Source organism: Anatilimnocola aquadivae (assembly GCF_049819085.1).
Taxonomy (GTDB): domain Bacteria; phylum Planctomycetota; class Planctomycetia; order Pirellulales; family Pirellulaceae; genus Anatilimnocola.
The window spans coordinates 7,018,250-7,043,058 of sequence record NZ_CP187419.1; the positions used below are offsets into that span (position 1 = coordinate 7,018,250).

Genomic DNA, 24,809 nt, shown 5'->3' on the forward strand with positions numbered 1-24,809 from the left:
GAGGCGAGGGCGAGCCAGTGACGGCCCCGGTGGGAGGCTTTCAGTTTCGACGCCCGCTCGAAACAAATCAACTGGAAATCGCGAGTTTGGCTTTTGTGGCAAAGCAAATCGGCCATCAGAAAATCTTGACGCTCAATATATCGCTGTGCTATACATAGCTGCGCGATAGATGGCCTGGCGAGGAATGGGAGTGGGGATGAACGACAAGTTCGAGCGCGATCTGCTGCGGGGCAGTTTGGACCTGATGATTCTCTCGGTCCTGGCCAGCGGCAAAAAATATGGCTACTTGCTGCAAAAGCAGGTGCGCGATGCCAGTGGTGGCCGCGTCGATTTGCCGGCAGGGACGCTCTACCCGCTGCTGCATCGCCTGGAAGAAGACAAACTCATTCGTAGTTCGTGGGATGATCAATCCGGCCGCAAACGCAAGTGGTACGAGTTGACCGCGGCGGGTAGCAAACGATTAAAATCGCAAGCCCAGGCTTGGTTCGACTATGCTCAATGCGTGCGTGAGTTGCTGCAAACAGCGGCCATCGTTCCCGGTTAATGCGTGGCCAGTTGAGGAGGCATGGCAATGTCTCAAGACGAATTTGACAACTACCTGACCTTGCTCACCAGCTTGCTGCAACTGAAGGGCGAGCAGCGGGAAGCAATGGCAGAAGAATTGCGCGCTCATCTCGAGGATCGGCTCGACGACTTGCTGGCGCGAGGTTACGACCGCGATGCGGCCGTGAAATTGGCATTGGAAGATTTCGGCGATGCGGCCGGCCTGGCCGCCAACTTTTCTCTTCTCGTTCGGAACAGGCGTAGGAGGTGGATGATGAAGGTCACGTCGTATTCAACCGCGGCATTGGTGTTGATTGCCTTGGGCCTATTTGCCCTTTGGCCGGAAAATCGCCCTGGACCTGCACCCCGGCAAGCGATCGCTCAGCAAGCGGGCCCGGGCAATGCTCCCGCTGAAGTTGTCAAACCACAAGCGAATTCGAACCCGGTCACAGCCCCGATCTCGAATCCGGTCACGAATCCACCCTCGAATTCGAGATCCATTCCCGGCACGGTGGTGGGTGGCGACAATTCGCTCGACGAAAAACTGGCCAAGCGAATCACGGCCGAGTTCGTCGAAACACCTCTGCACGAGGTGCTCAGTTATCTGTCCGATGTCGCAGAACTTCAGATCTTCGTGAATCAACGCGCGTTGCAAGATGAAGGAATTACCGTTGATGAACTCATTTCAATCAACTTGAAGAGTGTGCGCGTCGATATGCTGCTCGATTTGATCTTGGATCAAGGAACTGCAGGCGGGGCGACTTATGTCGAACGAGACGGCATCCTGATTGTCTCGACCCTGGCCAATCTCGAAGGGGCTAGCGAAGTTCGCGTCTACAATTGCCGAGATCTGCTGGCGATGGAATCGCCCAAGGCTGAAGGGCCCAAAGCGGGCGGAGTAGTACCCGGCTTGGAAGGTGGCGGTGCTCCCGGTGCAGTGCCTGGGGGCGTTCCCTCCGGTGCAGCTCCGGGCCTTATGGGAGCGGGTAACAATCCGTTCGGTGCCGGCATGGGAATGCCAATCATGGGCGGAGGAGTGGGCGGAGAGATGGTCGCTTGTGAGGCTCCCACGAACGAAGCTGCTCGCCGCGCTACGGCGCTGAAGTCTCTGATTCAAACCGCGGTCAAGCCCGATAGCTGGCAAGACCAAGGTGGCTACGGCACTGTTTCGGACTACAACGGCCTGCTCGTGATCAATCACACCGGCAAGACCCACAAGCAGATCGAAAACGTGCTGAAGATGCTGCGCGAAGCAGCCGGCTTGGATCAAGCCAAGACGACGAAGGTGAGCAAGCGGTAAGTCGCCGTGGCGTATCCTACGCCAGGGGCTGGCCCAGCAAATTTCGCAGCGGGAAGACGCGCACGGCTCCCGCATGCGGCAACGCATAGACGGCCGTGATGTTCAGCTGGGCTAGTTGGTCCAGCGAACTCTCACGCAGCCACCAACCAGTCGCGGGCACCATTTGCTTGGTGCCCGTCGCATCGGGCAGCACAACGCAAGGCAGACCCGAGACATCGCTAGGCTCGCGCGAGCCATCCGTCGAGCGGAGGAGTTGATCCGCTGCCAAATAAGCTGCGTTGCCCCAGAGCAATGTCTGCTGAGGATCAGCACCGGCCAGTTCTTCGAGTTCGACCGCTTCCACTTCGCTGGTCTTTTTGCCGTAAGGCTGGCGGAGCAAGAAGCCAGGCCAAAGTGCCGCCGCCCGAACGGCTTCGGGCAATTGCTGCAGCGCTGACCAAGCGGTGGAAGTTGGCTGCAAGTTGCTGGGGACAAAAGGCTCGTTCGTGGCGGTGCAACCCACGGCCGCGTCGGTCAGTCCAACTAGCAACTTGGCCCCTGCATCGCCGGCCAGTTGGCACAGGCGTCCCAACAGCTCGACATCCTCGCGCGAAGCACTCAATCGCTCATCGACGACAATCACTTGCCAGCCTGTATCGCCCGGGCGTTGCTTCGGCCGCGTGACGAGCAGCTCGTAGAGTGCAGCCTCGGTTAGATCGTCGTGGGCAAAGTCGGCGCGAAGTTCTGCCGGGGTTATATCGACGACGGCGATCTTTACGGCCACGTCGGATTCGACTCGCTTCGTCAGCCAATCGACGGCTCGCCAGCGAGCTTCGAGACTCTTGAAAGCTGAATCCTGCAACAACTGCCGCACGGCAAAAGCAATCGCCTGGTCAGCAGCAGCGACCCAAGGTTCCTGGCGAGGATCATCGGCAGGCACGGTGTAATTTGCCATCAGGGCCTGTGCATAGCGTTCCACTTCGGTAGGCCGGCGCGGTTGCGACTTTGCGTTCTGCTCGGTGGCTGCCAGCATTTGCTCGAGCAGGTCTTCACCACTGGCGGTGGCGGAAGGTGTCGTCACCGGGGCCGGTTCGGCACCGGCGACCTGCGAAACGGGCTCGGCCGGCGGTTGCAAGCGGCCAGCAGCTTCGGCTTTGGCAGCTGCGAAGGTATCGCGATTGGCCAGTTGCCGGCGCAACTCGCGCAGCGACTTGAACTGATTGACGCGCTGCAATAGCGCATCCGGATGAAAGTCGTCCAGCGAACCGATGGCCAGCAGGCCGAGTTTGCCGTTCGGTTCCAGCGGAACCTGGTCTAACTCGACGTTCAGGTGCTGCATCACCTGCTCGAAATTATCGCGGTCGATCAGCATCGGCCGATACGCACCGACTTGGCGAAGAGCTACGCCTCGCCGGCTGCCACGTCCGCTGAAGTCGCCCAGCACCACGATTTTCAAAGGTTGATCTCGGCGGGCTTCCTCCGCGGGTTCTGCATCCATGCCGATATTGACGCCGCCAAACTGCCACGACTTGCTCATGTTGCTTGCTCCTGCCCAGGTGCGAGGCCGCCGCTCAGCCGTAGTTATAACAGTGAATCGCCCTTGCCCGGAGCGGTACCACCTTCCGATAATACATCCGGGCACTCCAGCGAAAACCAGGACGGCAGTATGACCAGCATTTTGGCACGGAAGATCAGCGGCAACCTCGTTCTGCTGGGCATGGCGGTCGTCGCGAGCGCGCTCTTGGCAGTTAACGCGCGGGGGCAACAGCCTGCTGCTGCGCCTTTCAACATCCCGGCCATTCCCGCTTTCACGCCACCGAATATTCCCTCGGTCACGCTGGGCGGCGAGCAGTTCTGGAGTGATGAACTCGTGCGCAATGGCTGGCGCGTGCAGATCAATGCCATGACCGGGCATCATCGGCTGCTTGACGCCGAGGACGTGCGCCGCGCCTGGGGCACTCACCAAGACTGCGTCGACGAACTCAACAAAACCGCGCTCCAAGAAAAGTGGGCTCCGCCGAAGAAGCGCGCGGTCATCACCATGCACGGGCTCATCCGCAGCCGCGAAGCCATGGAAGGGATCGGCGAGTTTCTGGCCAAGGAAGGTGACTACGAATGGGTGAACGTCGGCTACGCCAGCACGCGGCGAACCGTTGATCAGCATGCCGAATCGCTGGCGAAAGTGATCGACGGCTTGGATGGCGTGGACGAGATTAACTTCGTCTGTCACAGCTTGGGAAACATCGTCGTGCGTCGCTACCTGGGCGAAGCAGCGACGCCGAATCCCAAATGGAAGCCCGACCCGCGAATCAAGCGGCTGGTGATGCTAGGCCCGCCGAACAACGGCGCGGAACTGGCCAAACGCTTCAAAGGAAACAAGCTGGTCGCCATGGTCCTTGGCTCCAGCGGCAAAATGTTGGCTGGCGACTGGGAGCAAGTGTCGACGCGCCTGTGCGTGCCCAAGTGCGAGTTCGGCATCATCGCGGGCGGCAATGGAACCGACGATGGCGCGAACCTGCTGATCGCCGGCGACGATGACGCGGTGGTGGCGGTGGCTGAAACTCGCCTGCCTGGCGCGTGTGACTTTCGCACTGTCAACTTGCTGCACGGCCAATTGATGAACAACGATCAGGTCCGTACCTATGCATTGAACTTTCTGCAGCAGGGTTGCTTCGAGTCGCGCGACCTGCGGCGGCCGATCACGATTCCTGAGATGCCGAAGTGAGGCACTCGGTTCCCGTCGTGCTTTACGGCGTGACGATTTCGAGCAGTTCGACGGCTGGTTCACCATCGCAGTAGATAAGCGCGGTGCGCCCAAAGACTTCGCTGCCGATGGGTAGCTTAAAGTAGTGAGCCAGTTCCGGTCCGCACGAGATGCGATAGATCTGCTTCAGCTCGACTTCGCGCAGTACGTTGTGCTTGATGAGGACACGGCCGAGCGGCGTTTGTTCTCGCTGGATTTCGTCGCGAACCGCGGGACTGACGGCGTTGAAATCGAGCCGCACAATCCCGAACTGAACGACGCGGCCGTCCGATTGCCGCGTGAGGAGAATCTTGCGGCTGTAGTGCCGCCCGGTGCTTTGCCGATCGAGCACCACGACATCGACCGGGCTATTGTGAAAATGCTCGACCGTGACGGTCATGTGCGAATAGTGAGCGAGCAGGTCACGATAGGCCTGCGGAATCTGCCGCGGCTGCACGGGTGCGAAGGTGCCCAATTCAGCAACGTCAGCAAAGAAGATCGCCACCAGCTCGTGCAGGTCTGGAATTTCGCTGACTTCGTGTTCCGTCATGATGTCCTGCTCATCAAAGGCCAATTGGTTGCTTAGTCTTTGCCGCGTCCAGGTTCGCTGGTAATCGCCGCCGCAACAATTCTGCAGCCTCGTACGTGATCACTCGCGAGGAAATTCCGCAGACATCGCTTTCCCATTGCAACTTGCCGAATTCAGCCTCACCGACAATATCGCTAGCCAGTGCAAAATCGAGCTCGACAAAGTCCGCTTTCGGACGCAGTAAATATGCTTCCGGAATGGCTTCCCAAACGGCGTCTTTCGCAAGCAGGACGACTCGCATTGCCTCGGTATACCAGCACGTCAAGATCGCTCCCTCCCAGTATCGAAACCACCAGTCGTGCGCTTGATCGGCGGTCGGTAGCTCGATGGGATAGAGTGCGACTTGTTCCACTGTGACACTGTCCCATTGAATTTCAACGGTGGTCGCAGCAGAAATCAACAAGCACTTACTTCTTCCGGGGCAGGCCCGCGCGTGCCATTGAGCGTGACTGCGACTTTCTGTCTTGAGCCACTGCTGGAATGCCTTCAGCGACTTGATTTCGTATTCGTTCACGATTTCCGAGTCGCTTGTGCGCGTGAATGTGGGTTACTTTTGCGGGCTGATCTGCAACACATTCACCGGCTGGGTTGCAGGCGGGTTATCCAGCACGCTGTCGATTAAATAATAGAGCAGGCGGCGGAACTCTTCTGGCTGAATCTCGTCGGCGATGGCTTCGGCCCGTTCGCGATGCTTCTCGATCAGGCGCGTGGCCTTTTCGAAAGCGCCCGCTTCGTTGTAAAGCTGGCGGACGCGAGCCAGACGATGCGAGGCATCGGCCGTCTCATTCGTCACGAGCGAAAGTAGCTCCTCTTGCTTCGCGGCATTAAGGCCTTCGAGAGCCAGGGCCCAGAGCACCGTGGGACGACCGCCGAGCGTATCACCGCCGGCCGACATCTTGTTGTGATTGTCGCCGTCCCAGTCGTTCAGATCGTTGAGAATCTGAAACGCCACGCCCAGGTTACGAGCAAACAGCTTCATCGGCTCGGCGTAGGCTTCAGCGGGGCCAGCAAGCCGGCAACCGCTGAAGAGAGCCGCTTCGAAGGCAGGCGAAGTCTTGAGCGCGTAAATTTTTAGTGCGTCGATGGGCTTGAGTCGCTTGTCGCGAGCATCGCGCCACAGCAGTTCGGCTCCTTGCCCTTCGCTGAGGCGCAAGTGAGCGTCGGAAAGGCAATTCAAAATATCGGCAACCGCAGCGCCGCCGAGCACAGCCGTCTCTTTGGCAACCAGGCGATAGCCAAGCCCAATCAAATAGTCGCCGACGTTGATCGCCGTCGGCACACCAAAGCGGCGATGCACCGTTTCTTCGCCATAGCGAAAGGCATCGGCATCTTCGATGTCGTCGTGAACCAGCGACGCCTTGTGAAACGCTTCGATCGACATGGCCGCGCGGCGCACCGCATCGGGCAGGGCCGCCAGGTGTTCAGCGCCAGTTGCACTTGTTCCCTTGGCACCCGTGAGGGCATCGTGCACGGCCAAGGTGATGAAGGGGCGCGAGTACTTGCCACCCTTGCCGAGAAAATCGTGGGCGATCAGTTCGGTGGCGGCAATCGGATCGATATCGGCAGCCTTTTGACTGACCTCCAACCGCTGGCTACCACGCAAGCGCGGAACAAGCCGTTCGAGTTCTTCGGGCTTGAAGAGATTGGCCGCGGCCCGCAGCAGATGAACGTAGGTGCTTGTTTGCTGCAGCGAAGTCGGAGGCTGGACCTTGATCATGTCCATGACCCACTGCTCGTCGACGCTCGTGTTGCGGCAGTCGCTCGAGAGTAGCGGCACGGCCATGCACGGGATGCCGGCGAGCAGGATCTTGTCGATGGCTTTCTCGAGCACGTTCAAACAGGCCACGCCGACAATCGCGTCGACATGCCCGCTGACGATAATCTTCAGCACAATGGGCGAGCCTTCGGCGACAAGCACCTTGTAGCCCATCTTTTCGGCTTCAGCGCGAAAATCGGCGATGCTGCACGCGCCGCACGTTTTGCATTCCAGGCCATACTCGTCGTAATCGGCGGGGCAACCTTCGGCATGCTTCAGGCAGTGAGGCAGCAAGAACAGGCGGCGGGCCGGGTCGGTCGCGGCCACCTGATCGCGCCAGAATTCGCTGCTCAGCACGACCATCACCCAGCCCAAGTAACCTTCGGGCAGACTGTTGTCGGTGAGGAGTTTGCGGACGACCACTTCCATCTGATCGACGGTCAGCGGGTTGGCTTTATCGAGCGTCGCGGCAACGGCAGCACACTTCAGCCGAATCGCCTCCCGCTCTTCTTCGGTGGGCGGCACGGTTTTCAGATGCGACGTATTGCGACGTTTGCTGCGTCGTGGCGCGGCGAGTTCTGGCGGCAACTCGGGAGGCACAATGCTATCGGCCAAATGCGTCGAGCTTGGCACGGAAGAGCTGGCTGTGGACAAGGCTGAATCCTCGCGGCGATACTCGGTGCGGTTCTACAGGCGGTCGGCCTTGGGCACGATTCGGTTTGCAGGTGGGATCAATTCGGCGGGCGAGCAGTTGGCAGGGCTTGCCCTAATGTACTCACCGTAAAGATGAGTGGATACAACTGCTCATAGTACCATAGTTTAGCGAAGTAAAAGCCAATTGGCGAACTGCGGGTGTGCTGACTCTGTTCTACCTGCTCGACCAGCCACGCCAGGCCCCGCTCGATGCTCGATTGTACCTTCGCACTTTGCTCCGCCGCCAGCAAGGCTTCCACCGCCAAAGCTGTTTCTTCCAGGCTGCTCCCCCAGGTTCCCTCGGCATTCTGATGCTCCACGAGCCAGCGCACTCCCCGCTTGGCGGGTTCATCTCCCATCCTTAGCAGGTCGCGATAGGCCAACAACACCTTCGCCGTACCATAGACCGGGTTGTCTTCCTCGGGATGATCTTGGTTGCCGAACCAGAGGGGAGACCAGCTGCCGTCGGGGTGTTGTCGCTTTGCCAGAAAGGCAAAGCCTCGCTTCATCGCCTGCGAAGCATCGGGACCGCCATACGAACGCCAAGCGAAAAGGGCACGAATGGCGTGAGCCGTGAGGTCGGTGCCACTCCGGTCGAACGGCAACTTGCCCCAGCCTCGGCAGAAGGTCGGCCAGCCGCCGTCACGATTCTGCAAATCTAGCAACCAAGCCAATCCTTGGAACGCAGCATTCAGTATTGCCTCGTATCTTTTTGCTGGTCGCGGATTGCGCAAGGTCCATAGTATGAGCGCCAGCAGCGCTCCGGGCGTATCATCCGCATCGGGAACCGCGCCGCTGAGATCGGTCCAGCCCCAGCCGCCCGGATCGGCGCCGGTGAAGGGATGCCGCTGCAAATGTTGGCAAGAGAGGAGCCACGACCAGCAACGCTCATCGTCCGGAAGTTCCTGACCACCGGCGGCCAGCGCATTCAGCGACAGCGAAGTCACCCACGTGGCCAGATTCGTATCGATGGGCCAGCTCCCATCGGCTCGCATCGAAGCTTTGAGAAACTTCACCCCCGCCTGCGACACGGCGTGATCGGCGCGGCCGGTAGCCGCGAGGCTCATCACCACAAAGCTCGTCAGCGGCGTCGCTTCGAGGTAGCCACCACTCTCGGGCTGCATCCGCAGCAACACCCGCATGCTGGGGTTCACCGCCGCCCCGCGTACGAACCGCGAATACGGGTTCCAAGGCTTGCGGTGAAAGTAGTGGGCCTGACCAATGGCCACCAGCGCGGGGATGGCGTAACTGACGACGGGCATCTGCGCGAAGCGATACCAGCTTTGTGGAATGCAGGCGAGCTCGAACGGCAGTGGCGAAATCTCTTTCCAATCGCACAGTCCGGCCAGCGCCAGATTTGTCATGATCGGCACGACGAAGGTCTTGTCGACGCCGTACCGCTCCTTCAGTCCCGCGAAGCCACCTTTGCTTTCGATGTACTTCCAGGCTCGCGTCAGCAACTCATTGAAGTCAGCTTCTCGCTGGGCCAGATGGAGGGCGGCAATCACCAGGTAAGTTGTGGCGATGTTCGAGTGACTCTTGTCGGTATCGCCAAATCCGCCATCGTCATTCTGCTGCGTGGCCAGGTACTTCACGCCGGCATCCACGAGCGATTGCACATCCGCCGACGCATCCTGGCTGTGCCGCTTCACGAGCGAGAGGGCACTCACGGCAGTGGCGGTCGAAAGCGAGGAACTTGCCAGTTCTCCTTCCCAATGTCCGTGCACACCCCGAGCCGCCAGCAAGTCGTTGCGGGCGCGAGTGTAAGCCGAGAGCAGCCGTTCGTAATCCATCCGTTCGACAATACTCGTCGCCTGCTTCTTCGCCAAGGCTTCACTTCACTTTCCTGATCGTCTTCAACTTTGAACTCTCCCGCCCCGAACTCACGTCGAACCAAACACCAATCTCTTGTACGATTGCAGCATGAACGAACCGAAGCCTGCTCCGCCGCGTGAGTCCTTTCCCAATGCCTCGCGCCCGGTCACCCGCCGCGAACTTACGGCCTGGGCCCTCTGCGATTGGGCCAACAGTGCCTACTCGACGCTGTCGATTACGCTGCTCGTCGCCTACATCACCAAGATCGCCTTTCCGGTGCAACCCGGTGTAGCGCCCCTCGAGTTCTGGGGAATCGAGATCACCGGCCTGCGCGTCTGGGGCTGGGGGCTCGGCATCTCGATGCTCTGCGCCGCCTGGATGTCGCCCATCTTGGGCGCGATGGCCGATGCCCGCGGCGCGAAATGGAAATGGCTCATCGGTACCTCGATGCTCGGAGCCACTTTGGCTACATCGATCCCGTTTGCACCGATCTCTCAACCCGTGCTCATCATTGCTCTGTTCTTCTTCACCAGCCTCTGCTTCGAACTATCGTTCGGTTTCTATAACGGCTTCTTGCCGGAACTGGCCGACGACGAATCGATGAACCGCATCTCGGGGCTCGGCTTCGCCGCCGGCTATCTCGGTGGCGGACTCGCGCTCGTGGTCGTGCTGATCCTATTTGCCGTGGGCCCTTCGATTGGCCTGCCCGACAAAATCACGCAAGCCCGCGCGGGCCTCGTGGTGATGGGCCTGTGGTGGGGACTCTTCATGATTCCCGCCGCACTTTGGCTGCGTGACCGCGCCGTGCCGCGCAATCTCGATCGTGGCTTTGGTAGCACCGCCGCTCATGCGATTGGCGAAGTCTTTCACACCCTGCAAAACGTCCGGGCCTTCAGCGTCCTCTCGCTCTTCTTGCTCGGCTACTTGATCTACAACGAGGGCATTCAAACGGTCATGAGCCAGGCCGGCGTCTTCGGCGAAAACGTCCTCTCGATGGAAGCTTCCGAACTGATGCTGCTGGTGCTGATGATTCAACTCGTCGCGGCACCCGCCGCACTGGGCGTGGGTTGGATCAGCGACCGCATCGGCGCGAAGACGACGTTGCTGCTGTGCCTATGCATCTGGTGTGGTCTGCTCGTCGCCGCCTACTTCGTCAGCACCAAGCCGCAGTTCTGGGTAATGGGCGTCGTGGTCGCATTGGTGATGGGCGGCACGCAGGCAGTCGGCCGCTCGATCATGGGTTCGATGACCCCCGAATCGAAAACGGCCGAGTTCATGGGCTTCTTCAATCTCTCGGCCCGCGCCACCAGTATGGTCGGCCCGATCTTGTTCACCGAAGTGATGAAGCACACCGGCAGCGCCAACGCCGCGATCCTCAGCTTGCTGGTCTTCATCGTGATCGGCATGGGCATCGTCTCGTTCGTCAACCTGCAGCGAGGCATTAGCCAAGCGAAGGCCGAAGACGCGAAAGCCTAGGGCCCGTTGGGACCAACTTGTCCAACCACAAGCCCGTTAATTGGACACGTTTTGCTCGGAAACCCGAGAGTTGCGCTAGGTACTGTCCAAATAGGACGTCCTTAATTGGACGCCCCCCTTTTGCGGTTGGTGCCCGCAACGCGCCGCTCAAAGCGTCTCGCGCGCATCCTCCGCTCGCAGCGAAACCGACAGATAACAGCCAAACTCCTGCGGAAAATTCGAGCCGACGCGGGCGTGTACTTTTCCCTGGCGACCGAAGAAGCGGAACGAGTCGTTGACCGGACAGAGCGCTTCGTGCCAAACGCCAGGATGAATGTAGAGTCCGGTGCCCCCTTCCGAATAGAACGCAACAAAGCTGTCGGGCGTGATGTCGTCGCCGGGAAGGGCCAGCGTGGTGACGAAGGGGCCGGGTTCTAGCGGAAAGAACAACTGGCCACCGTCGGGATGATAGTTGCACCGCCACAGTAATAGTTCTTCGCGCGGGGCCGTCTGTTGGTCCTCGCGAGCTTGGCTGGGCTGACAGGTCCAGCCTAAGACATAGTCGTCGTTCACGGCTTCGTTGCGAGCCCGCAGCACATCACCGTGCCATCGAAAAGCAAACAGCCCTTCGGTGGTTCCACCTTGATCGCCAGTTCCCGGTTCGACCTGTCGCCAGCCCAGCGAAGGCCAACGGACGATCTCCACCTGGCGCGCATCGGCATGCTCGATGATCTCGCCAAAGCCGCGCAAGTTGGCTGCAGTTGCTTTGACCAGCGGCACGCGATGCACCGGCAGGTCCGGCATCGTCGCTGCCAAGGGCTTAAGATTCGGAGCGTTCAAGGTTGCCCCCAACATCCTATGGCTTCGACTTCAGTGCAAAGTCGAACGACTTGCTGCTGCTCGAAACATTGGCCGTTAGTTGTGAGGCGCTATTGTATGCTGCGGGAATGCTCGACGGCGGAGCAACCACTTTGCCATCGGGGCCTTCGATGGGCCCACCTTCGTCCGAACCTTCACCGCCGCTGGTCAAGATCCGCACAATCTTCTCGCCAGGCATGCAGCCCGCTTGGTTGCTGTCGTACATCAGTCGATAGTTGCCGGCAGCATCGGTTTTGCCGTCGGCAAAGCGGTTTGGCGGCCCTTCGAAGCGAACCGTCACCCCCGCCAAGGGTTGGCCATCCATCGTTACATTGCCGGTGACATCGACCAAGCCCAGTTCGCCGTAATGGGGCCCTTCCGACCGGCAGCCGGCCAGCACAACCGCGGCAAGTACAGCGAATAACGTCAACAGCTTTGGAGCCAGGTTCATTAGTAATTTCCCAGGACTTCGCCGCCATCGCGGCTGCCGAGTGCTTTGTAAGTGGCGGCATCAATCGAGTACGTGATGTAGCGCACCGACGCATCGCCGAACGAGAACAGGGTGCCCGCCGGATGAAAACTGGAGAACGACAACTCTTTCACATAACCAGAGGTCGAAGCAACCTTGCGGGCGTTGATCGGCACGCCGGTCGAGCCCACGAACTCGCTGAACTCCGTCGAGCTGCCGGGCCAGGGATCGGCCTGTGGCGAACCGATGTACCAAAAGTCCATCTGGTTGCCGTCTTGCGAAAATGTCTCCCAGTAGCACTCGCCCACCATCACCGTGTTGGAGGTGCCGTCGGTGATGTTCTTGAAACCGATCTTGCTGTCGCCGAAAAAGATTCCTTCCAGGTCGGTCTGTTCCAAGTACCTGCCGACGGCCGACGTGCTCGGATCGTCCGAATCAGCCGTTGAGGAAGCCACGCCGCGATAACAGGCCGGCACGCGGAGCGGAATCCCTTGATTGTTCACATGCTCGGGAATCGCCGCGCTGGGGCAACGATAGGTCTTAATCAGCGTGCCTGCGGCCCGCTCGTTGGGTGTGTTGTCGGTATCCCAGTTGTTGCCCTCGGCCCATTGCAGCGTGTTCCACAGAGGAGCTTGCTCGACAAAGGGGAGCACGCACGCGCTCCAGCCTTGGCCGCGGTTGCTCCAACCAAAGGGGAAGCTCCCGTTCGTATCGTGATAGTTGTGCATCCCGATGCCGATCTGCCGCAGGTTGTTCGAGCACTGCGTGCGTCGGGCGGCTTCGCGGGCGGCTTGCACCGCCGGCAGCAGCAGGGCGACTAGCACTCCGATGATGGCGATCACCACCAAGAGCTCGACCAGCGTAAAGGCACGCTGCTGACTGACTTTGCGATAGGTTTTCATGCGGTCCCCCGAAGGTAAATCTCGACCGGAAATGTCGATACCCGAAGATGGCAAACCCACGCCCGGAATCCATGAAGGTTGCGTGAAGATTTCATGAAGCCGGGTTCGGAGAGTGTACCAATCGCCGTTCCTTTACAACAGATTTTCGCAAATTTCGCTTGACTGCCGTGCCGCACCTTTGGCGACCGAATTTGTGGCTGTTCATTTTCCCTTACTCCACCTCGCTCGACCCACCCTTGAACAGCCCCTGAACACCCCAAGTTTGATAACTTTTTCGCGCGTTTTTTTGCATTGGAACAGCCTCTTTAAACCACTTCGCTTCCACCACTTCCGTCGACTGATAACCTGTAATCACCCGTTTTCTCGATAACCGTTTGATAACCATTTAACCCTGCCATTTTGGCACGCGAACAGGCCGTGTTACTCACCATTTCCTGAATCATTAGGGCGTCCTAGGAACCACAGTTGCTAACGAACACGATCCTTGTCAGCCTTCACTTACGTCAAAACTCCTTAATCAGGACTGCTAAGGTGTACTTTCCGCACCAACACACCGCAGACGCTCGTTTCCCGGAGGCAAGCTCCTCGCTCGGGGCGCTCTCGCCACCTTTCCGCATCTCCGCAATACACCCGCCATTGGCGCAACACGGCGATCTTTTGTCAATTAGATATTTTTCAGATGTTCGTTAATTACGAACTTTATACAGCAGTCATTCTTCAGGCCGGCGGGCCGGGACCATGTCAGCCCAGGGCCGCACCGACGGTGCTAAAGAACCGCCACTCAGAGAAGCACTTCAGTTGTATGCCACCCTTCTTTTGGTCGGTGAGCTGCCAGTAACTTTTCTGGACCGCGCACGCTAAACCCCTAAGACACTCGTCTCGTGCCATTCGGCAACGATCCTTTTGGCTTTTGCGGCATCTTCGCCGCAGAGCGGCCAGGATCGACGATTTCTCGGGTCGGCGATTCATTCGTTGCCGAGAAGGTTGCAGCACCCTGCGGTTGGGATGGTGCGCGGCCAATCACTCCCAACCCTTTTCCACTGTCTGTAGGGAGCACCTGCCATGGGCCTCAAAACCAACGTCATCGAAACTCTTGCCTCGAGTCCCGTTCGCTGGATCAACTTCAGCTTTGCCAATCGGCTGGTCTCGCCGATCGGCTACTACTACATCGGCAGCCTGGTGAGCAACAACACGATCAAGTGCGAGGTCGATGCCGCGCTCGGTCACACGGCCATGTATGACGTGACCAATAACAAGATCATTGCCAGCGACGGCAGCTATGGCGAGCGATACTTCGACGAAAAGTCGCTGCTGATCCACGAATGCACCCATGCGTTGCTCGACCACTTTTACAGTGGCCGCGATATGAACGGTAAGGCAGCCGCGGCCATCACGGTGCTCGAAGACGAGACCATCGCCTACATCGCTCAGGCGATTTACGTCGTGGCGGCCAAAGGTGCTACGCCGACAGACGAAACGAAAGCCGATACCCACGCCTACAACGCGGTGAAAGAAAAGATCCTGGCCATGATGAAAAAGGGTTGGACGGGCTGCGATACACTCGTGCTGACGAATCAGGATGTGAAGGATCTGCAGTCTTCCATCAAGCTCAACCCCAACTACAGTAAGACCTACAGTTCCGCCGCCGTTCACGATGGCTAAGCCCAGAGCGGTTAAACCAGAGCCTGTCGCCGCGCGATCCTAGCGGCCAAATCTTGCCAGGCCCGAGGGTGTAGGATAGCTTCAATCACAGTCGGCCCCGTCACCTGGGTTCCAGGGATTTCGCTGAATATGGTTCGGAAGAAGTAGCAGCGAATATGCCCACGGTTGAAATCCAAGCAGTAACAACCCCGGCGGAGTTGCGAACCTTCGTCAAGTTCCCGTTTCAGCTTTATCGAGGCAACCGCTATTGGGTCCCGCCGCTCGTGCGGGACGAGATCCAAACGCTCGCTCAAAATCCCGCGTTCGAGCATTGCCTGAAAAAGTACTGGCTGGCCAAACGCGACGGCCAGGTCGTCGGGCGGATCGCGGGCATCATCAATCACGCCGAAAATAAAAAGTTCAGCACCTCCACCGCCCGCTTCGGCTGGATCGACTTCATCGACGATCCCGAGGTCTCGGCGAAGTTGTTTCAAACCGTCGAAGACTGGGCCCGCGAGCATTCAAAGAACCACATCCACGGGCCACTCGGCTTTTCGGACTTCGACAAGGAAGGGCTGCTGGTCGAAGGCTTCGAGGAACTGGGCACCTTCGCCACAATTTACAACCACGCCTACTACGCGAACCATTTCGAGGCGTGCGGCTATCAGAAAAGCACTGACTGGGTCGAGTACGAAATTCACTCACCGGGAAAAATACCTCCCCGCGTCGCGCAGTTTTCGCAGAAAGTGCAACAGCGGTATGGCCTTCGCCAATTGCAAGTCAAACGAGCGAGCGAGCTAAGAAGCTATGCCCCCGAGATTTTTCGACTGGTCAACGCAGCGTACAGTCACCTGTACGGCTACGTGGAACTAACCGAGAAGCAAATCCAGTTCTACACCGATCAATACTTTGGCTACGTCAATCCGGATTTCGTTTCCACCATTCTGAATCAGCAGGACGAAGTGGTGGCCTTTGGCTTGACGATGCCTTCCCTGTCCCGCGCATTGCAAAAAGCAAAGGGAGAACTCTTTCCGTTTGGGTTCTGGCACTTGTATCGCGCGCTACAGAAAAATGACCGGGCCGATTTTTATATCATCGCCATCCGCCAAGACTATCGCAGCAAGGGCGTGCATGTGATGATCCTGGAAAAGATCCTGACCACCTGCTTGAAGTTCGGCATCCCCCTCGCCGAGACCAATCCCGAACTGGAAACCAACTTGCAAGTGCAGCTGATCTGGAAGGGCTACGACCGCCGCCAACACAAGCGACGGCGGTGCTATGCGAAGGAACTTGGTTAAGCGGAGACTGCATCCATGAACTCGCTCGATGAATCACTGCAGTATGTGCGACGGTGGCCGAATAACGACAACCACGGACATCACCAAGAGTTATTTGCCGACTGCAATATCACGAAAGGGAGGGTCGTCGGTAGGACAGATGTTACGCTGGAATGGAGAGTTCCCTGCGAGATTGGCTCCTACAAGTATGATGAACCACTGGAATGTGTGCACGCTCGGCGGCACGCCTTTGGTGGGTCATCGATCCGGTTCGATAAGCCGGTCCCCGCCGACATTCCCGAGCGATGCCTGGTATCGGACCGATCGTACCAAGCTGTGTATCGTTGCCGATCCATTCGACTTCGTTGGTTGCTCGACAATGTGTTTGAAGTGCCGCAGTTTTGTGTGGGATTAGCAATCTCGGAACGGTTTCGTGTGGAATACGAGTGTTTTGAAGATGGCACTTCGCTACAGATGCTGAAAGCTGCCATGCAGATCAAACCCAAGCCGTACGATATCGTTGGCGTCTATACGGACGATTTCAATTTGCAGGGTGCCGTCGAATTTGCCGAGCACGTAGGAGACGACATTTATCTCGGCCATGTGATCGCAGCGACGGCAGAGGGGCGCCAGCTCTGCCCCGGCGATCGATTGTTCGGCCGCGATTCGCGCCTGATTGGCCAGACGAAGATCACAGCCGAGCGCTGTTTGTTCGAAGTGCTGGAAGTGGGAGAGCAGCCGATCCCACCGCTGAATACTGATCGCGACTAGCCGGAGATTCGGTGGTCGGGAGCCTTTGAAATCGAAACCAACCTGCAAGTGCAGCTGATCTGGAAGGGCTACGACCGCCGCCAACACAAGCGACGGCGGTGCTATACGAAGGAACTTGGTTAAGCGGAGACTGCATCCATGAACTCGCTCGATGAATCACTGCAGTATGTGCAACGGTGGCCGGGAACTTACCAGCAAACCTGCAATTACAATCTACTTTTTGTAGAAGGCACATTCGATAAAGGTCGAGTTGTCGGCAGAAACAATCTAAGACTGCATTGGAGCAATATTCAGCAATTTGTTAGCCGGGTTTACGATGATCCGTACGCCGGTGAAAGATCGCGAGAAGTAGCGTTCAGCCAAGGCTGTAATTGTATTGGCTTGCTGGAACCCGTTCCGGTGGAACTCCCCGAGCGATTCTTGATTTCGAGCCACTCCCATTACACGGACTATCGCCGCGGATCGATTCGTCTTCGCTGGCTACCCGAGACAGTGTATGAGGTACCGAAGTATTGCGTGAAAATCGCAATCCGGGAATTCTGGGCCGAGCAATTCAATTGGCGCCGTAGCGAGTCACTCGCGCAGGGCGAGTCCGAGACGCAGCAGACCGCCTCGCCGATCAAACCAAGAGCCGGCGACGTGGCTGGAGTTTACACGGAGGATTTCAACCTGCAGGGGGCCGTCGAATTTGCCGAACACGTGCAAGACGACATTTTTCTTGTACACCTGATCGCCGCGACCGAACGGGACCGTCAATTGCGAGCCGGCGATCGATTGTTCGGGCGCTATTCGGGCCTGATTGGCCAGACGAAGATCACCGCCGAGCGCTGTTTGTTCGAAGTGCTGGAAGTGGGAGAGCAACCCATCCCACTGCTGAATACTGATCGCGACTAGCCAGCAAACTCCGTCTGCAAGCCCGCAGTTCCGACGCCTGCTACTTCAGCAGTTTGCTGAGGTTCTCTTGCGTGGAGTCGAGATAGAGTTCTTTTTTGCCGAAGCCGGGAAGGGCGCCACTTTCGATGGCTTCTTCTTGATACTGCGGATAGTTGCTGATAAGCATCACGGGCACAGCGGCAATTTGCGGATCGGCTTTCATCGCGTGAATGATGTCCAGGCCGTCGCTGTAGTCCTGGTCGAGCTTGCGATTGACGAGCACCAGGTCGAAGTGCGTCTGCTTGAGCAGCACCAGAGAATCTTCGGGGCCATGCGCCTGGATGACTTCCGCGCCGAATTGCTTGGTAAGCATTCCGCTGATCGCGCCATGATCCACCGAGCAGTTACCGATATCGAGTACGCGTTTGGGCATTTTCTTTTCTTCACGCCCCCGGGCCTGCCCCGGGGGTTTAACGGCTTTTGCACTAGCTAAGATAGTCGAGCTGGAGCGCTGCTGGGCAAACTACTGCGTCGACCCGGCACCTAGTGCACAAGCCAATGAACCCCCGCCGCAGGGGCGGGGGCGATTGTCAGAACGGATAAACCTACTTCTCGCTGCCGCCAGCAGGGGCTTCGATGGCGAAGACGTGGTCCTTGTTGGCCAGGTACAACACGCCATTGGCAATGATGGGCGTGCTATAGACCGAGTTCAGCAGGTTGATCTCGGCGACCGGGTCATGAACCTTCTTGTCGAGATTGAAGACGATGATATCGCCGTCTTCATCGCCGACCATCACCTTGTCGCCGCAGATCATCGCCGAGCCCCACGCCGCAGCCAGCATGTCGTGCGTCCAGTACACCTTGCCGGTCTTGGCATCGAGGCAATGGAACAGACCGCTGAAGTCGGGCAGGAAGAGCAGGTCGTCCTTGATGACCGGCGTGCTGATGCTGCGATGGAACTTCTCCATGAAGTCGTCGATTTCGCCGTTGCCGTCCCAGTCGTACTCGGTGTACTTCCAGACCACGCCCGAGTTCGGGTTGTCTTCGATGACGTCGCCTTCTTCTTCGACGGCCGCTTGGATGCGCTTGCGAACGACGGGATTCTTCTTGTCGTCGCGATTCTTCACCAGCTTTTCGCTGATGTCGCCCCGCCTGGTCGGATCGATGCACCAGAAGATGCCCGAGCCTTCACCGTGTTCGGGATCTTGGCCGGTGGCGAAGTAGACCTTGTTGTCGTACACAACGGGCGTGCTGATGATGTCGTTCCGCGTGCCGCGGCCGCCCAGTTCGAGAATGCTGTCCTTTGGATTGCAATCGAACTTCCAGAGCAATTCTGGCTTGCCGTCCTTGCCCTTGTTGGCCTTAAAGCTATACAGCCAGGCGTCGCCGCCGCCGAACAGCACCTGCGCTTCGCCGCCCATGATGGCGACGGTGGGCGACGACCATTGGCCGTGCAGAATCAGATCCTTCGGGCTGTTGTCGGTCCAGTAAACTTCGCCCGTGTTCTTATCCATGCAGATAAAGCTGGGGGCATCGGGAGCAGGCACGACCAGGTGCGATTCGTCGACGCCGTTGCTGGTGTTGACGAACAGCAAGTCGCCCCACGAGGTGACCGAGCAACTGCACATGTTGTGCTGCGAAGTGCCCAGTTGCTTCATCATGTCGTACGACCAGATGACGTCGGCTTCTTCTTTGTCGTCGGGAGTGGTGATGCGGAACACGCTGAGCCGGGGACCGGCGAGCGTGGCATAGAAGTCTCGCTTCACGCCATTCGACGTCGCCGAGATCAGCCACTTCTTTGGTCCCTTGGCTTTTTCATCAAGCTTCAGTTCGACTTCGCCGGTGAGCGGAGCGCCGGCCGCTTCGAAGCGGGGCTTCAGGTCTTCGTTGAACTTGCCTGCTTCCAGATCGGCGAGAATCGCTCCGAGCTTATCGTTGGCGGGTTCATCGGCCCGCACCACATCGAACAAGCGAGCCGGTTCCTTGGTCACGACGCCGTCGTCTTTGCCGTCGTAGTAGCCTTCGGTATCGAGGCACTTCACTTCACCACGGCTGGTGACGAACCACAGGCGGTTCCCTTCGATCAGCGGCGAGCAGCAGACGCCTTGCAACGGCCAATCGTGGACGCGGCCGGTGTGTAGCTTTTCGCTGCTGTGTTGCCAGAGGAACTTGCCGTCTTTTTCGTCGAAGCACACGAGGCAGCCGAGATCGGTATCGCCGGGATAACGCTTGATGTAGCCGTTGCTGTTGTTGGTGCCAAGCAGCACCTTGCCCGAGCCGACGACGGTGTTGCCGTACGTTTGGCTTCCGAGCGTAGCGACCCACTTGATGTTCTTGGCCTTCGATTTTTGCCATTCGCCGGTCTTGCGATCGAACGTGCCGGGAGCGAACTCGAGTGGCACTTCGATATCGGTGACCGGGACATTGTTACGCATCGAGGTGCCGCCCCATTGGCCCCAGTCACCCTTCTTCACGACCGGATTCTCGCTCACGGTCTTGGGATTCAGACCGGGCTTTTCGGGTGCCAGCGCGACGGTCTGGTCGGGCTTGGTTTCCGGCTTGGCTGCTTCTTCAGCCTTCTGTTCGGCGGTCGTGGCTGCGGCCTCTTTCTTTTCTTCTTCCTTCAGGCCCTCTTGAGGAGCCTTGGGTTCGCCCAGTTCGGGCTTCGGCGGAGCAGGATCGGCGGGAGCATCGGCTGGTGGCTTGGCGGGATCCGCTGGGGCTGGATCGGTCTTCGCAGGCGCGGTTTCCGCTGGAACTTCGATGCTGGGGACGTCGGTCGAACGATCGCCATCGGTGATCTTGTTCGACTGAGGTGCCGAGGGCTGGCAACCCGCCAGCATGGTCGAGGCCGTCATTCCCAGCACGAGGCTGGTGAAGATTGCCAAATAGGTTCTGGTCCGTTGCATAAAGAGGCTCCCTACAAAGTTCATTCGCCGCGCATTCTGGCCGGAAACTGCCATCGGCGAAGAAATAGTTGTTTCAACAAGTATCCGCCGGTGAACCCGGCAGAGTCAAGGGTAAAAACGGTTGCAAGCGCGGGCTTTGACCGCGCCGCTGCTGTGACTACGAATTTGGGGTGACCAGCACATTGTCGATCAAGACTTCGGCGTTGGTGGCGTTGCCAAACAGACCCGGCGCACCTTCTTTATTAGGCTGTGGGTCGTTTAGTTCGAGTGTCCACTCGGCAGGCTCTTTGTCGGCCTTCTTCCAGACCTTAGCCTTCACCACCGCAGCACCGTTGACGTTCGCGGCTTGCAGCTTAAGGGTGTACCAATTGCCCGGTTCGAGCTTGAATTCTTTGGTGGCAAAGAAACGCTTGTCGTGCGAGACCCAGCTGCCGATATGCAGCAGGTTTCGCTCACCAGAAATCTCGAATGTGTAGCCTTGCGCGATCAGGCCCATGTCGGGCTGTTTGCCATCGGCTTCAAAGGGCAGCATATCGGCTTGAATGGTGTAGTCGTGCAGATCGGAGTGACCGAGTGAGGCACGGCTGCGAGTGCCCTTGGGAATGGTCGTGATCTTGGCGAGCACATTGTTGCCATCGATGGTGCGCAGTTGATGGCGATAGCGAGCACCAATCCAAGTGATAGGCGCGTCCTTCAAACCTTCCAGATCGAACTTCCACGGCAACGGTGGCACGATGCGAATCCGAGCGCGAGCGCTGATGTCGCCCACCGATGCGGTCACGTACGCAGCCACGTGCGCCGCATCCGCAGCAGCGGTGAATTCGCCCTTCTCGGTGACTTGCCCGTTGGCATCGACGGCGAACTTCGCGTCGCTGGCCTTGAGAAACTGACCACGCGAGTTGTAGAGCTTGACGGTGAAGTTCTGCTTTTCACCGGGCCGCATCAGCACTTCAGCGGGGACGATCACGGCTTGTGTTGGCTTTTGATCTTCGGCGACCGGTGTTTCTTCCAACTGCTTGGGCTGCGGTGTCGAGCCCTTCTTCTTGGCTTTGTCTTCGAAGCAGTAGAGCGCGCCGGTCGTCAAAATGTACAAGCGACCATGGCTGATGACGGGCGAAGCCCAGCATTCATCACCAGAGGGAAAATTGCCGAGCGTCTTATTGCGAACAGGCTTGGCGACACCCGTTTCGTTGGGAGTCAAAATGTACCAGCGACCATTCTTTTCGCTGTAATAGATCTTGCCATCGGCGTAAATCGGCGCTCCGAAGTTGATGGTACCGAGGCCAACCTTCGGCCCGACTGGTTCGCCGGTCTTGGCATCGAGAATGAAGAGCTTACCGGCATCATCGGGGCAATACAGTCGATCGCCGAGCTTCTCGTCTTTGACCTTCAAAATCGAGCTCTTGCCGTCAGCGATTTCCAGCGTGCGCCAGATTTCAGCCTTCTGTGTGACGTTGCCTTCTTGCGTGGCATCAATAGCCGCGACTGCGCCGACCACGCGCTGATCGGGCACGCGATTCTCTTCGCTGTGGCCCATGTAGACGACGTCGCCATCGACGGTCGGGGAAAGATTCAAACCGCGGCGTGAAAACTCGTACTCCCAAACCTTCTTGCCGGTACGCGGTTGAATTGCATACACGTAACCGTCACCTGCGCCCGTGATAAGCAGTTTTTGACCCTTGATGGTCGCAATGGTGGGGCTGTTGTAAATCGTGTCTTCAGGACGAAGCCGCGTGCTGATGAACCAGACGACCTGACCATTGGTCTTGTCGAACGCGATAATGCGGTGGGCGGGGACCGCCATATCGCCCCAGCCAATGACGACGGAGCCGAGAATCACCAGATCTTCGAACACAACCGGACTGTTGGTGCGGCCGCCATAGGTAGTAAGCACGCCGAACTGTTCGTGCAGAGGAATCTGCCAAATGATTTTGCCGGTCGCGCCATCCAGGCATTGAAACAGGCCGTTGGCTCCCATCGAAAACACGTTGCCGGTGGCGGGATCTCCAGCGACGTTGGACCAGCCGACGCGGGTATCGGGAACGTCACTCGACCAGACGTTGTGAATACTCTCCCACACGGTTTCGCCGGTTGCCGCATTCAGGCAGACGACCTTTTCGCACTCGCGCGGCGTGGCTGGATTGTGGCGACACAGGTAGTAGATTTTGCCATTCATGACGATTGGCGTGCTGCGGCCGCCGACGTCATCGCGCTTCCAGGTCAGATTGCTTCCCTCGCCGCCACCCGGGTTGATCGTATCGGGCAGGCCGGTTTCGCGGGAAATACTGTTTCCCTCGGGACCGCGCCAGAAGGGCCAGTCGAGCGGGTCGCTCTTGGCTTCCTGAGCAAAGGCTGCGCTAGCAACACTCAAACTGGCTAACAGGCAACCAGCAAATGACCAAACGAGACCAGCACGTTTCATGATTGACTCGCGTTGAGCGGAGAGGCGGGACGGAACTTGGTGGGCTTCTCTCGAACCTTCTACGCAATTCAAGATAGCGCAGCCCGCTGCCTGCCGCAACGGTGCTAGGTACCTGGTACAGATTACGAACCAGTCGCTGCGACAGAATGACTTACTTCGAGGCTCTGCGGCTAAGCGACGGCCAAGCTGCTACTGGCCGCGCTTCAATAATGAAACATCACGCAGTGGTAACCAAATCTGATGCCTGCGCGGTTGTCAAACTGTGCTGCCGCAATTTGCGCCGAGAACCGCTCAAAAATCGAGCAACGAAATGGCAAACCTCAACGGATGCAGCGCGCACGGCAGGAGGCCGCCGAAAGCACGGACAGGAATTTTGAGAAATGCGCACAGAAAGTGGTTAACCGCAGGGCTTGGCGTGCCGTTCTAAAAAGAGACGGCACTTGTCGCAAGTTGGGAACACTAGGCATCTCCGTCAACCAGGTCGTGGCGGCCGCAATCATGCTCCAACATGGTCGTGGTGATCGGTTTAGAGCGTTTTTCCTGAAGTCAGGATTTTTTTGGCACTCCAATTGCATTCAAAAGAGAGCATCTTCGGCAGCTGCCGAAAATCACTCTCCTGCTCGAAGGAGCAACTGCGATGTTTAAGCCTACTTCGAAACCAGCCGCCGCTCCTCAAAAAGCTGCCGACCGCGCTGCGATCGCCGTTCAAGTAACGGACGTTGAATACGATACGACCAACCCAGCCTGGGTGACCTTCGACAAACAGATGTCGGCCCAACTGTTCGACCTCGAAGTTCGCCACTCGGCTTTGGCCACACCTCTCTCGCTGTCGAAAAAGGCAGATGAGAAGAGCCGACGCTAGGGTTGCTTTAGACCACTCGGTCGCGATCCGATTTTGGTTCGCGGCACCTGGGGGACAGCGTTTGCTGTCCCTTTTTTGTTTCTTGCCTCGGGAGCGATTTTGCGTCACACCAGCCCGAGTGATAAACTTTCAGCATGATTCACGACCCACGAAATATTCAGTTGACGCCGGAGCAGCAACAACAGATTGCTGACCTCGCCGAGCGAACCGGACATCCCTGGGAGCGTGTCGTAGAGAGTGCGCTCAATCAATATGGACGGAATCTGGCGAGGCCCACCGCTGGTTCGTCACCGGAAAATGCACGCGATGCCCTGAAACGACTGGGGCTGTTAGGGGCGATCAAAGGCGGACCTACGGACCTCAGCACTAACCCGAAGTACATGGAAGGCTTCGGAGAGTCGGAATGAGAGAAGACGTAGTCGTCGATACTGGCGCAATCGTTGCGATTTTGCGCGCCGCAGATGCTCGCCACGAAGTGTGCTTGGAGCAATTGGCGCTACTTCAGCTGCCACTGTTCACCACTTGGCTTGCGATCACCGAGGCAGCTTGGCTGCTGAGAGGCTCCCTGTCCGACATTAATCAAGTCATCGCTTTGATCGAGTCAAACTCACTTGAATGTGTTGATTTCGACGCCGATTTTGCTCCTTGGTGCCGGCAAATGCTGGCCAAGTATCACGACCTCAAGCCCCAACTTGCTGATCTTTCGCTGGTCTATATCGCGAACCAGTTGGAAACCAACACCATCTTCACTCTCGATCGCCGCGACTTCACTGTCTATCGCAACTCCCAAGAACACCCGTTTGACCTGCTGCCTGCGGGTTTTGAGGCTTAGCTCGACGCTTGCAGTCCATATCGCTCCCCGCCCCGCCCCTTCCCCTCGATTCCGCCGCACGGGATAATTTGAGCCTTCCATTCTGCATTCTGCTTCCCACTTCTGCATTCAAGAGTTTTC

The 24,809-nt window shown here is 58.2% G+C and carries 22 protein-coding genes; 11 read left to right on the forward strand and 11 right to left on the reverse strand.

Annotated elements, in window-relative coordinates; translation table 11 throughout:
- The first annotated feature begins 196 nt into the window (after positions 1-196).
- Both NA78x_RS27820 and NA78x_RS27825 read left to right on the forward strand, forming a co-directional pair.
- Positions 197-544: a PadR family transcriptional regulator gene (locus NA78x_RS27820; protein ID WP_425615636.1), complete on the forward strand. Its 348-nt coding sequence runs from the start codon at positions 197-199 to the stop codon at positions 542-544.
- Positions 545-571: 27 nt separating this feature from the next.
- On the forward strand, positions 572-1,843 hold the full coding sequence (locus NA78x_RS27825) for a permease prefix domain 1-containing protein (protein WP_425615637.1): 1,272 nt from the start codon (positions 572-574) through the stop codon (positions 1,841-1,843).
- Positions 1,844-1,859: 16 nt separating this feature from the next.
- On the opposite strand, the gene NA78x_RS27830 is transcribed toward NA78x_RS27825, so the two are convergent.
- Complete coding sequence (locus NA78x_RS27830) at positions 1,860-3,359, reverse strand: type VI secretion system contractile sheath domain-containing protein (protein WP_425615638.1); 1,500 nt, start codon at positions 3,357-3,359, stop codon at positions 1,860-1,862.
- A 129-nt stretch (positions 3,360-3,488) separates the two neighbouring features.
- Here NA78x_RS27830 and NA78x_RS27835 point away from each other — a divergent pair, with 129 nt between their 5' ends.
- Positions 3,489-4,547 carry an esterase/lipase family protein gene (locus NA78x_RS27835; RefSeq protein WP_425615639.1) on the forward strand — a complete coding sequence of 353 codons (1,059 nt, stop codon included), beginning with the start codon at positions 3,489-3,491 and terminating at the stop codon, positions 4,545-4,547.
- 22 nt (positions 4,548-4,569) lie between these two features.
- Here NA78x_RS27835 and NA78x_RS27840 read toward each other — a convergent pair whose 3' ends face one another.
- From NA78x_RS27840 to NA78x_RS27855, 4 genes are all read right to left on the reverse strand, one after another.
- A complete protein-coding gene (locus NA78x_RS27840) occupies positions 4,570-5,115 on the reverse strand; it encodes a hypothetical protein (RefSeq protein ID WP_425615640.1) in 546 nt (181 codons plus the stop codon).
- A gap of 13 nt (positions 5,116-5,128) precedes the next feature.
- On the reverse strand, positions 5,129-5,557 hold the full coding sequence (locus NA78x_RS27845) for a hypothetical protein (RefSeq protein ID WP_425615641.1): 429 nt from the start codon (positions 5,555-5,557) through the stop codon (positions 5,129-5,131).
- 144 nt (positions 5,558-5,701) lie between these two features.
- The gene (locus tag NA78x_RS27850; protein ID WP_425615642.1) at positions 5,702-7,564 is read right to left on the reverse strand and encodes a polyprenyl synthetase family protein; all 1,863 of its coding nucleotides are present in this window, start codon (positions 7,562-7,564) and stop codon (positions 5,702-5,704) included.
- 77 nt (positions 7,565-7,641) lie between these two features.
- Positions 7,642-9,396: a prenyltransferase/squalene oxidase repeat-containing protein gene (locus NA78x_RS27855; protein ID WP_425619483.1), complete on the reverse strand. Its 1,755-nt coding sequence runs from the start codon at positions 9,394-9,396 to the stop codon at positions 7,642-7,644.
- A 130-nt stretch (positions 9,397-9,526) separates the two neighbouring features.
- On the opposite strand from NA78x_RS27855, the gene NA78x_RS27860 reads away from it, so the two are divergent.
- Positions 9,527-10,894: an MFS transporter gene (locus NA78x_RS27860; protein WP_425615643.1), complete on the forward strand. Its 1,368-nt coding sequence runs from the start codon at positions 9,527-9,529 to the stop codon at positions 10,892-10,894.
- Positions 10,895-11,041: 147 nt separating this feature from the next.
- Here the strand turns inward: NA78x_RS27860 and NA78x_RS27865 are convergent, their stop codons facing one another.
- From NA78x_RS27865 to NA78x_RS27875, 3 genes are read right to left on the reverse strand one after another with little or no spacing between them, the layout of a single operon-like run.
- Positions 11,042-11,713, reverse strand: a complete 672-nt coding sequence (locus NA78x_RS27865) for an ureidoglycolate lyase (RefSeq protein ID WP_425615644.1) — start codon at positions 11,711-11,713, stop codon at positions 11,042-11,044.
- A 16-nt stretch (positions 11,714-11,729) separates the two neighbouring features.
- Positions 11,730-12,182 carry a carboxypeptidase regulatory-like domain-containing protein gene (locus NA78x_RS27870; RefSeq protein ID WP_425615645.1) on the reverse strand — a complete coding sequence of 151 codons (453 nt, stop codon included), beginning with the start codon at positions 12,180-12,182 and terminating at the stop codon, positions 11,730-11,732.
- Complete coding sequence (locus NA78x_RS27875; RefSeq protein WP_425615646.1) at positions 12,182-13,102, reverse strand: DUF1559 domain-containing protein; 921 nt, start codon at positions 13,100-13,102, stop codon at positions 12,182-12,184. The genes NA78x_RS27870 and NA78x_RS27875 overlap by 1 nt, the downstream gene beginning before the upstream one ends.
- Positions 13,103-14,164: 1,062 nt before the next feature.
- Between NA78x_RS27875 and NA78x_RS27880 the strand changes: the two genes are divergently transcribed.
- The 4 genes from NA78x_RS27880 to NA78x_RS27895 all read left to right on the forward strand — a co-directional run bounded on the left by NA78x_RS27880 (position 14,165) and on the right by NA78x_RS27895 (position 17,685).
- The gene (locus tag NA78x_RS27880) at positions 14,165-14,764 is read left to right on the forward strand and encodes a hypothetical protein (protein WP_425615647.1); all 600 of its coding nucleotides are present in this window, start codon (positions 14,165-14,167) and stop codon (positions 14,762-14,764) included.
- A gap of 155 nt (positions 14,765-14,919) precedes the next feature.
- Positions 14,920-16,041: a hypothetical protein gene (locus tag NA78x_RS27885; protein ID WP_425615648.1), complete on the forward strand. Its 1,122-nt coding sequence runs from the start codon at positions 14,920-14,922 to the stop codon at positions 16,039-16,041.
- Positions 16,042-16,056: 15 nt separating this feature from the next.
- Positions 16,057-16,791, forward strand: coding sequence for a hypothetical protein (locus NA78x_RS27890; RefSeq protein ID WP_425615649.1), 735 nt, complete (start codon positions 16,057-16,059; stop codon positions 16,789-16,791).
- Positions 16,792-17,307: 516 nt separating this feature from the next.
- On the forward strand, positions 17,308-17,685 hold the full coding sequence (locus NA78x_RS27895) for a hypothetical protein (RefSeq protein WP_425615650.1): 378 nt from the start codon (positions 17,308-17,310) through the stop codon (positions 17,683-17,685).
- Between the two features lie 40 nt (positions 17,686-17,725).
- On the opposite strand, the gene NA78x_RS27900 is transcribed toward NA78x_RS27895, so the two are convergent.
- The 3 genes from NA78x_RS27900 to NA78x_RS27910 all read right to left on the reverse strand — a co-directional run bounded on the left by NA78x_RS27900 (position 17,726) and on the right by NA78x_RS27910 (position 22,995).
- Complete coding sequence (locus tag NA78x_RS27900) at positions 17,726-18,097, reverse strand: response regulator (protein WP_425615651.1); 372 nt, start codon at positions 18,095-18,097, stop codon at positions 17,726-17,728.
- 172 nt (positions 18,098-18,269) lie between these two features.
- A complete protein-coding gene (locus NA78x_RS27905; RefSeq protein ID WP_425615652.1) occupies positions 18,270-20,573 on the reverse strand; it encodes a PQQ-binding-like beta-propeller repeat protein in 2,304 nt (767 codons plus the stop codon).
- A gap of 157 nt (positions 20,574-20,730) precedes the next feature.
- Complete coding sequence (locus tag NA78x_RS27910; protein ID WP_425615653.1) at positions 20,731-22,995, reverse strand: PQQ-binding-like beta-propeller repeat protein; 2,265 nt, start codon at positions 22,993-22,995, stop codon at positions 20,731-20,733.
- 637 nt (positions 22,996-23,632) lie between these two features.
- Between NA78x_RS27910 and NA78x_RS27915 the strand changes: the two genes are divergently transcribed.
- The 3 genes from NA78x_RS27915 to NA78x_RS27925 all read left to right on the forward strand — a co-directional run bounded on the left by NA78x_RS27915 (position 23,633) and on the right by NA78x_RS27925 (position 24,689).
- On the forward strand, positions 23,633-23,857 hold the full coding sequence (locus NA78x_RS27915) for a hypothetical protein (RefSeq protein ID WP_425615654.1): 225 nt from the start codon (positions 23,633-23,635) through the stop codon (positions 23,855-23,857).
- Positions 23,858-23,991: 134 nt separating this feature from the next.
- Positions 23,992-24,264: a hypothetical protein gene (locus NA78x_RS27920; RefSeq protein WP_425615655.1), complete on the forward strand. Its 273-nt coding sequence runs from the start codon at positions 23,992-23,994 to the stop codon at positions 24,262-24,264.
- Positions 24,261-24,689: a type II toxin-antitoxin system VapC family toxin gene (locus tag NA78x_RS27925; protein WP_425615656.1), complete on the forward strand. Its 429-nt coding sequence runs from the start codon at positions 24,261-24,263 to the stop codon at positions 24,687-24,689. The genes NA78x_RS27920 and NA78x_RS27925 overlap by 4 nt, the downstream gene beginning before the upstream one ends.
- The last annotated feature ends 120 nt before the right edge of the window (positions 24,690-24,809 follow it).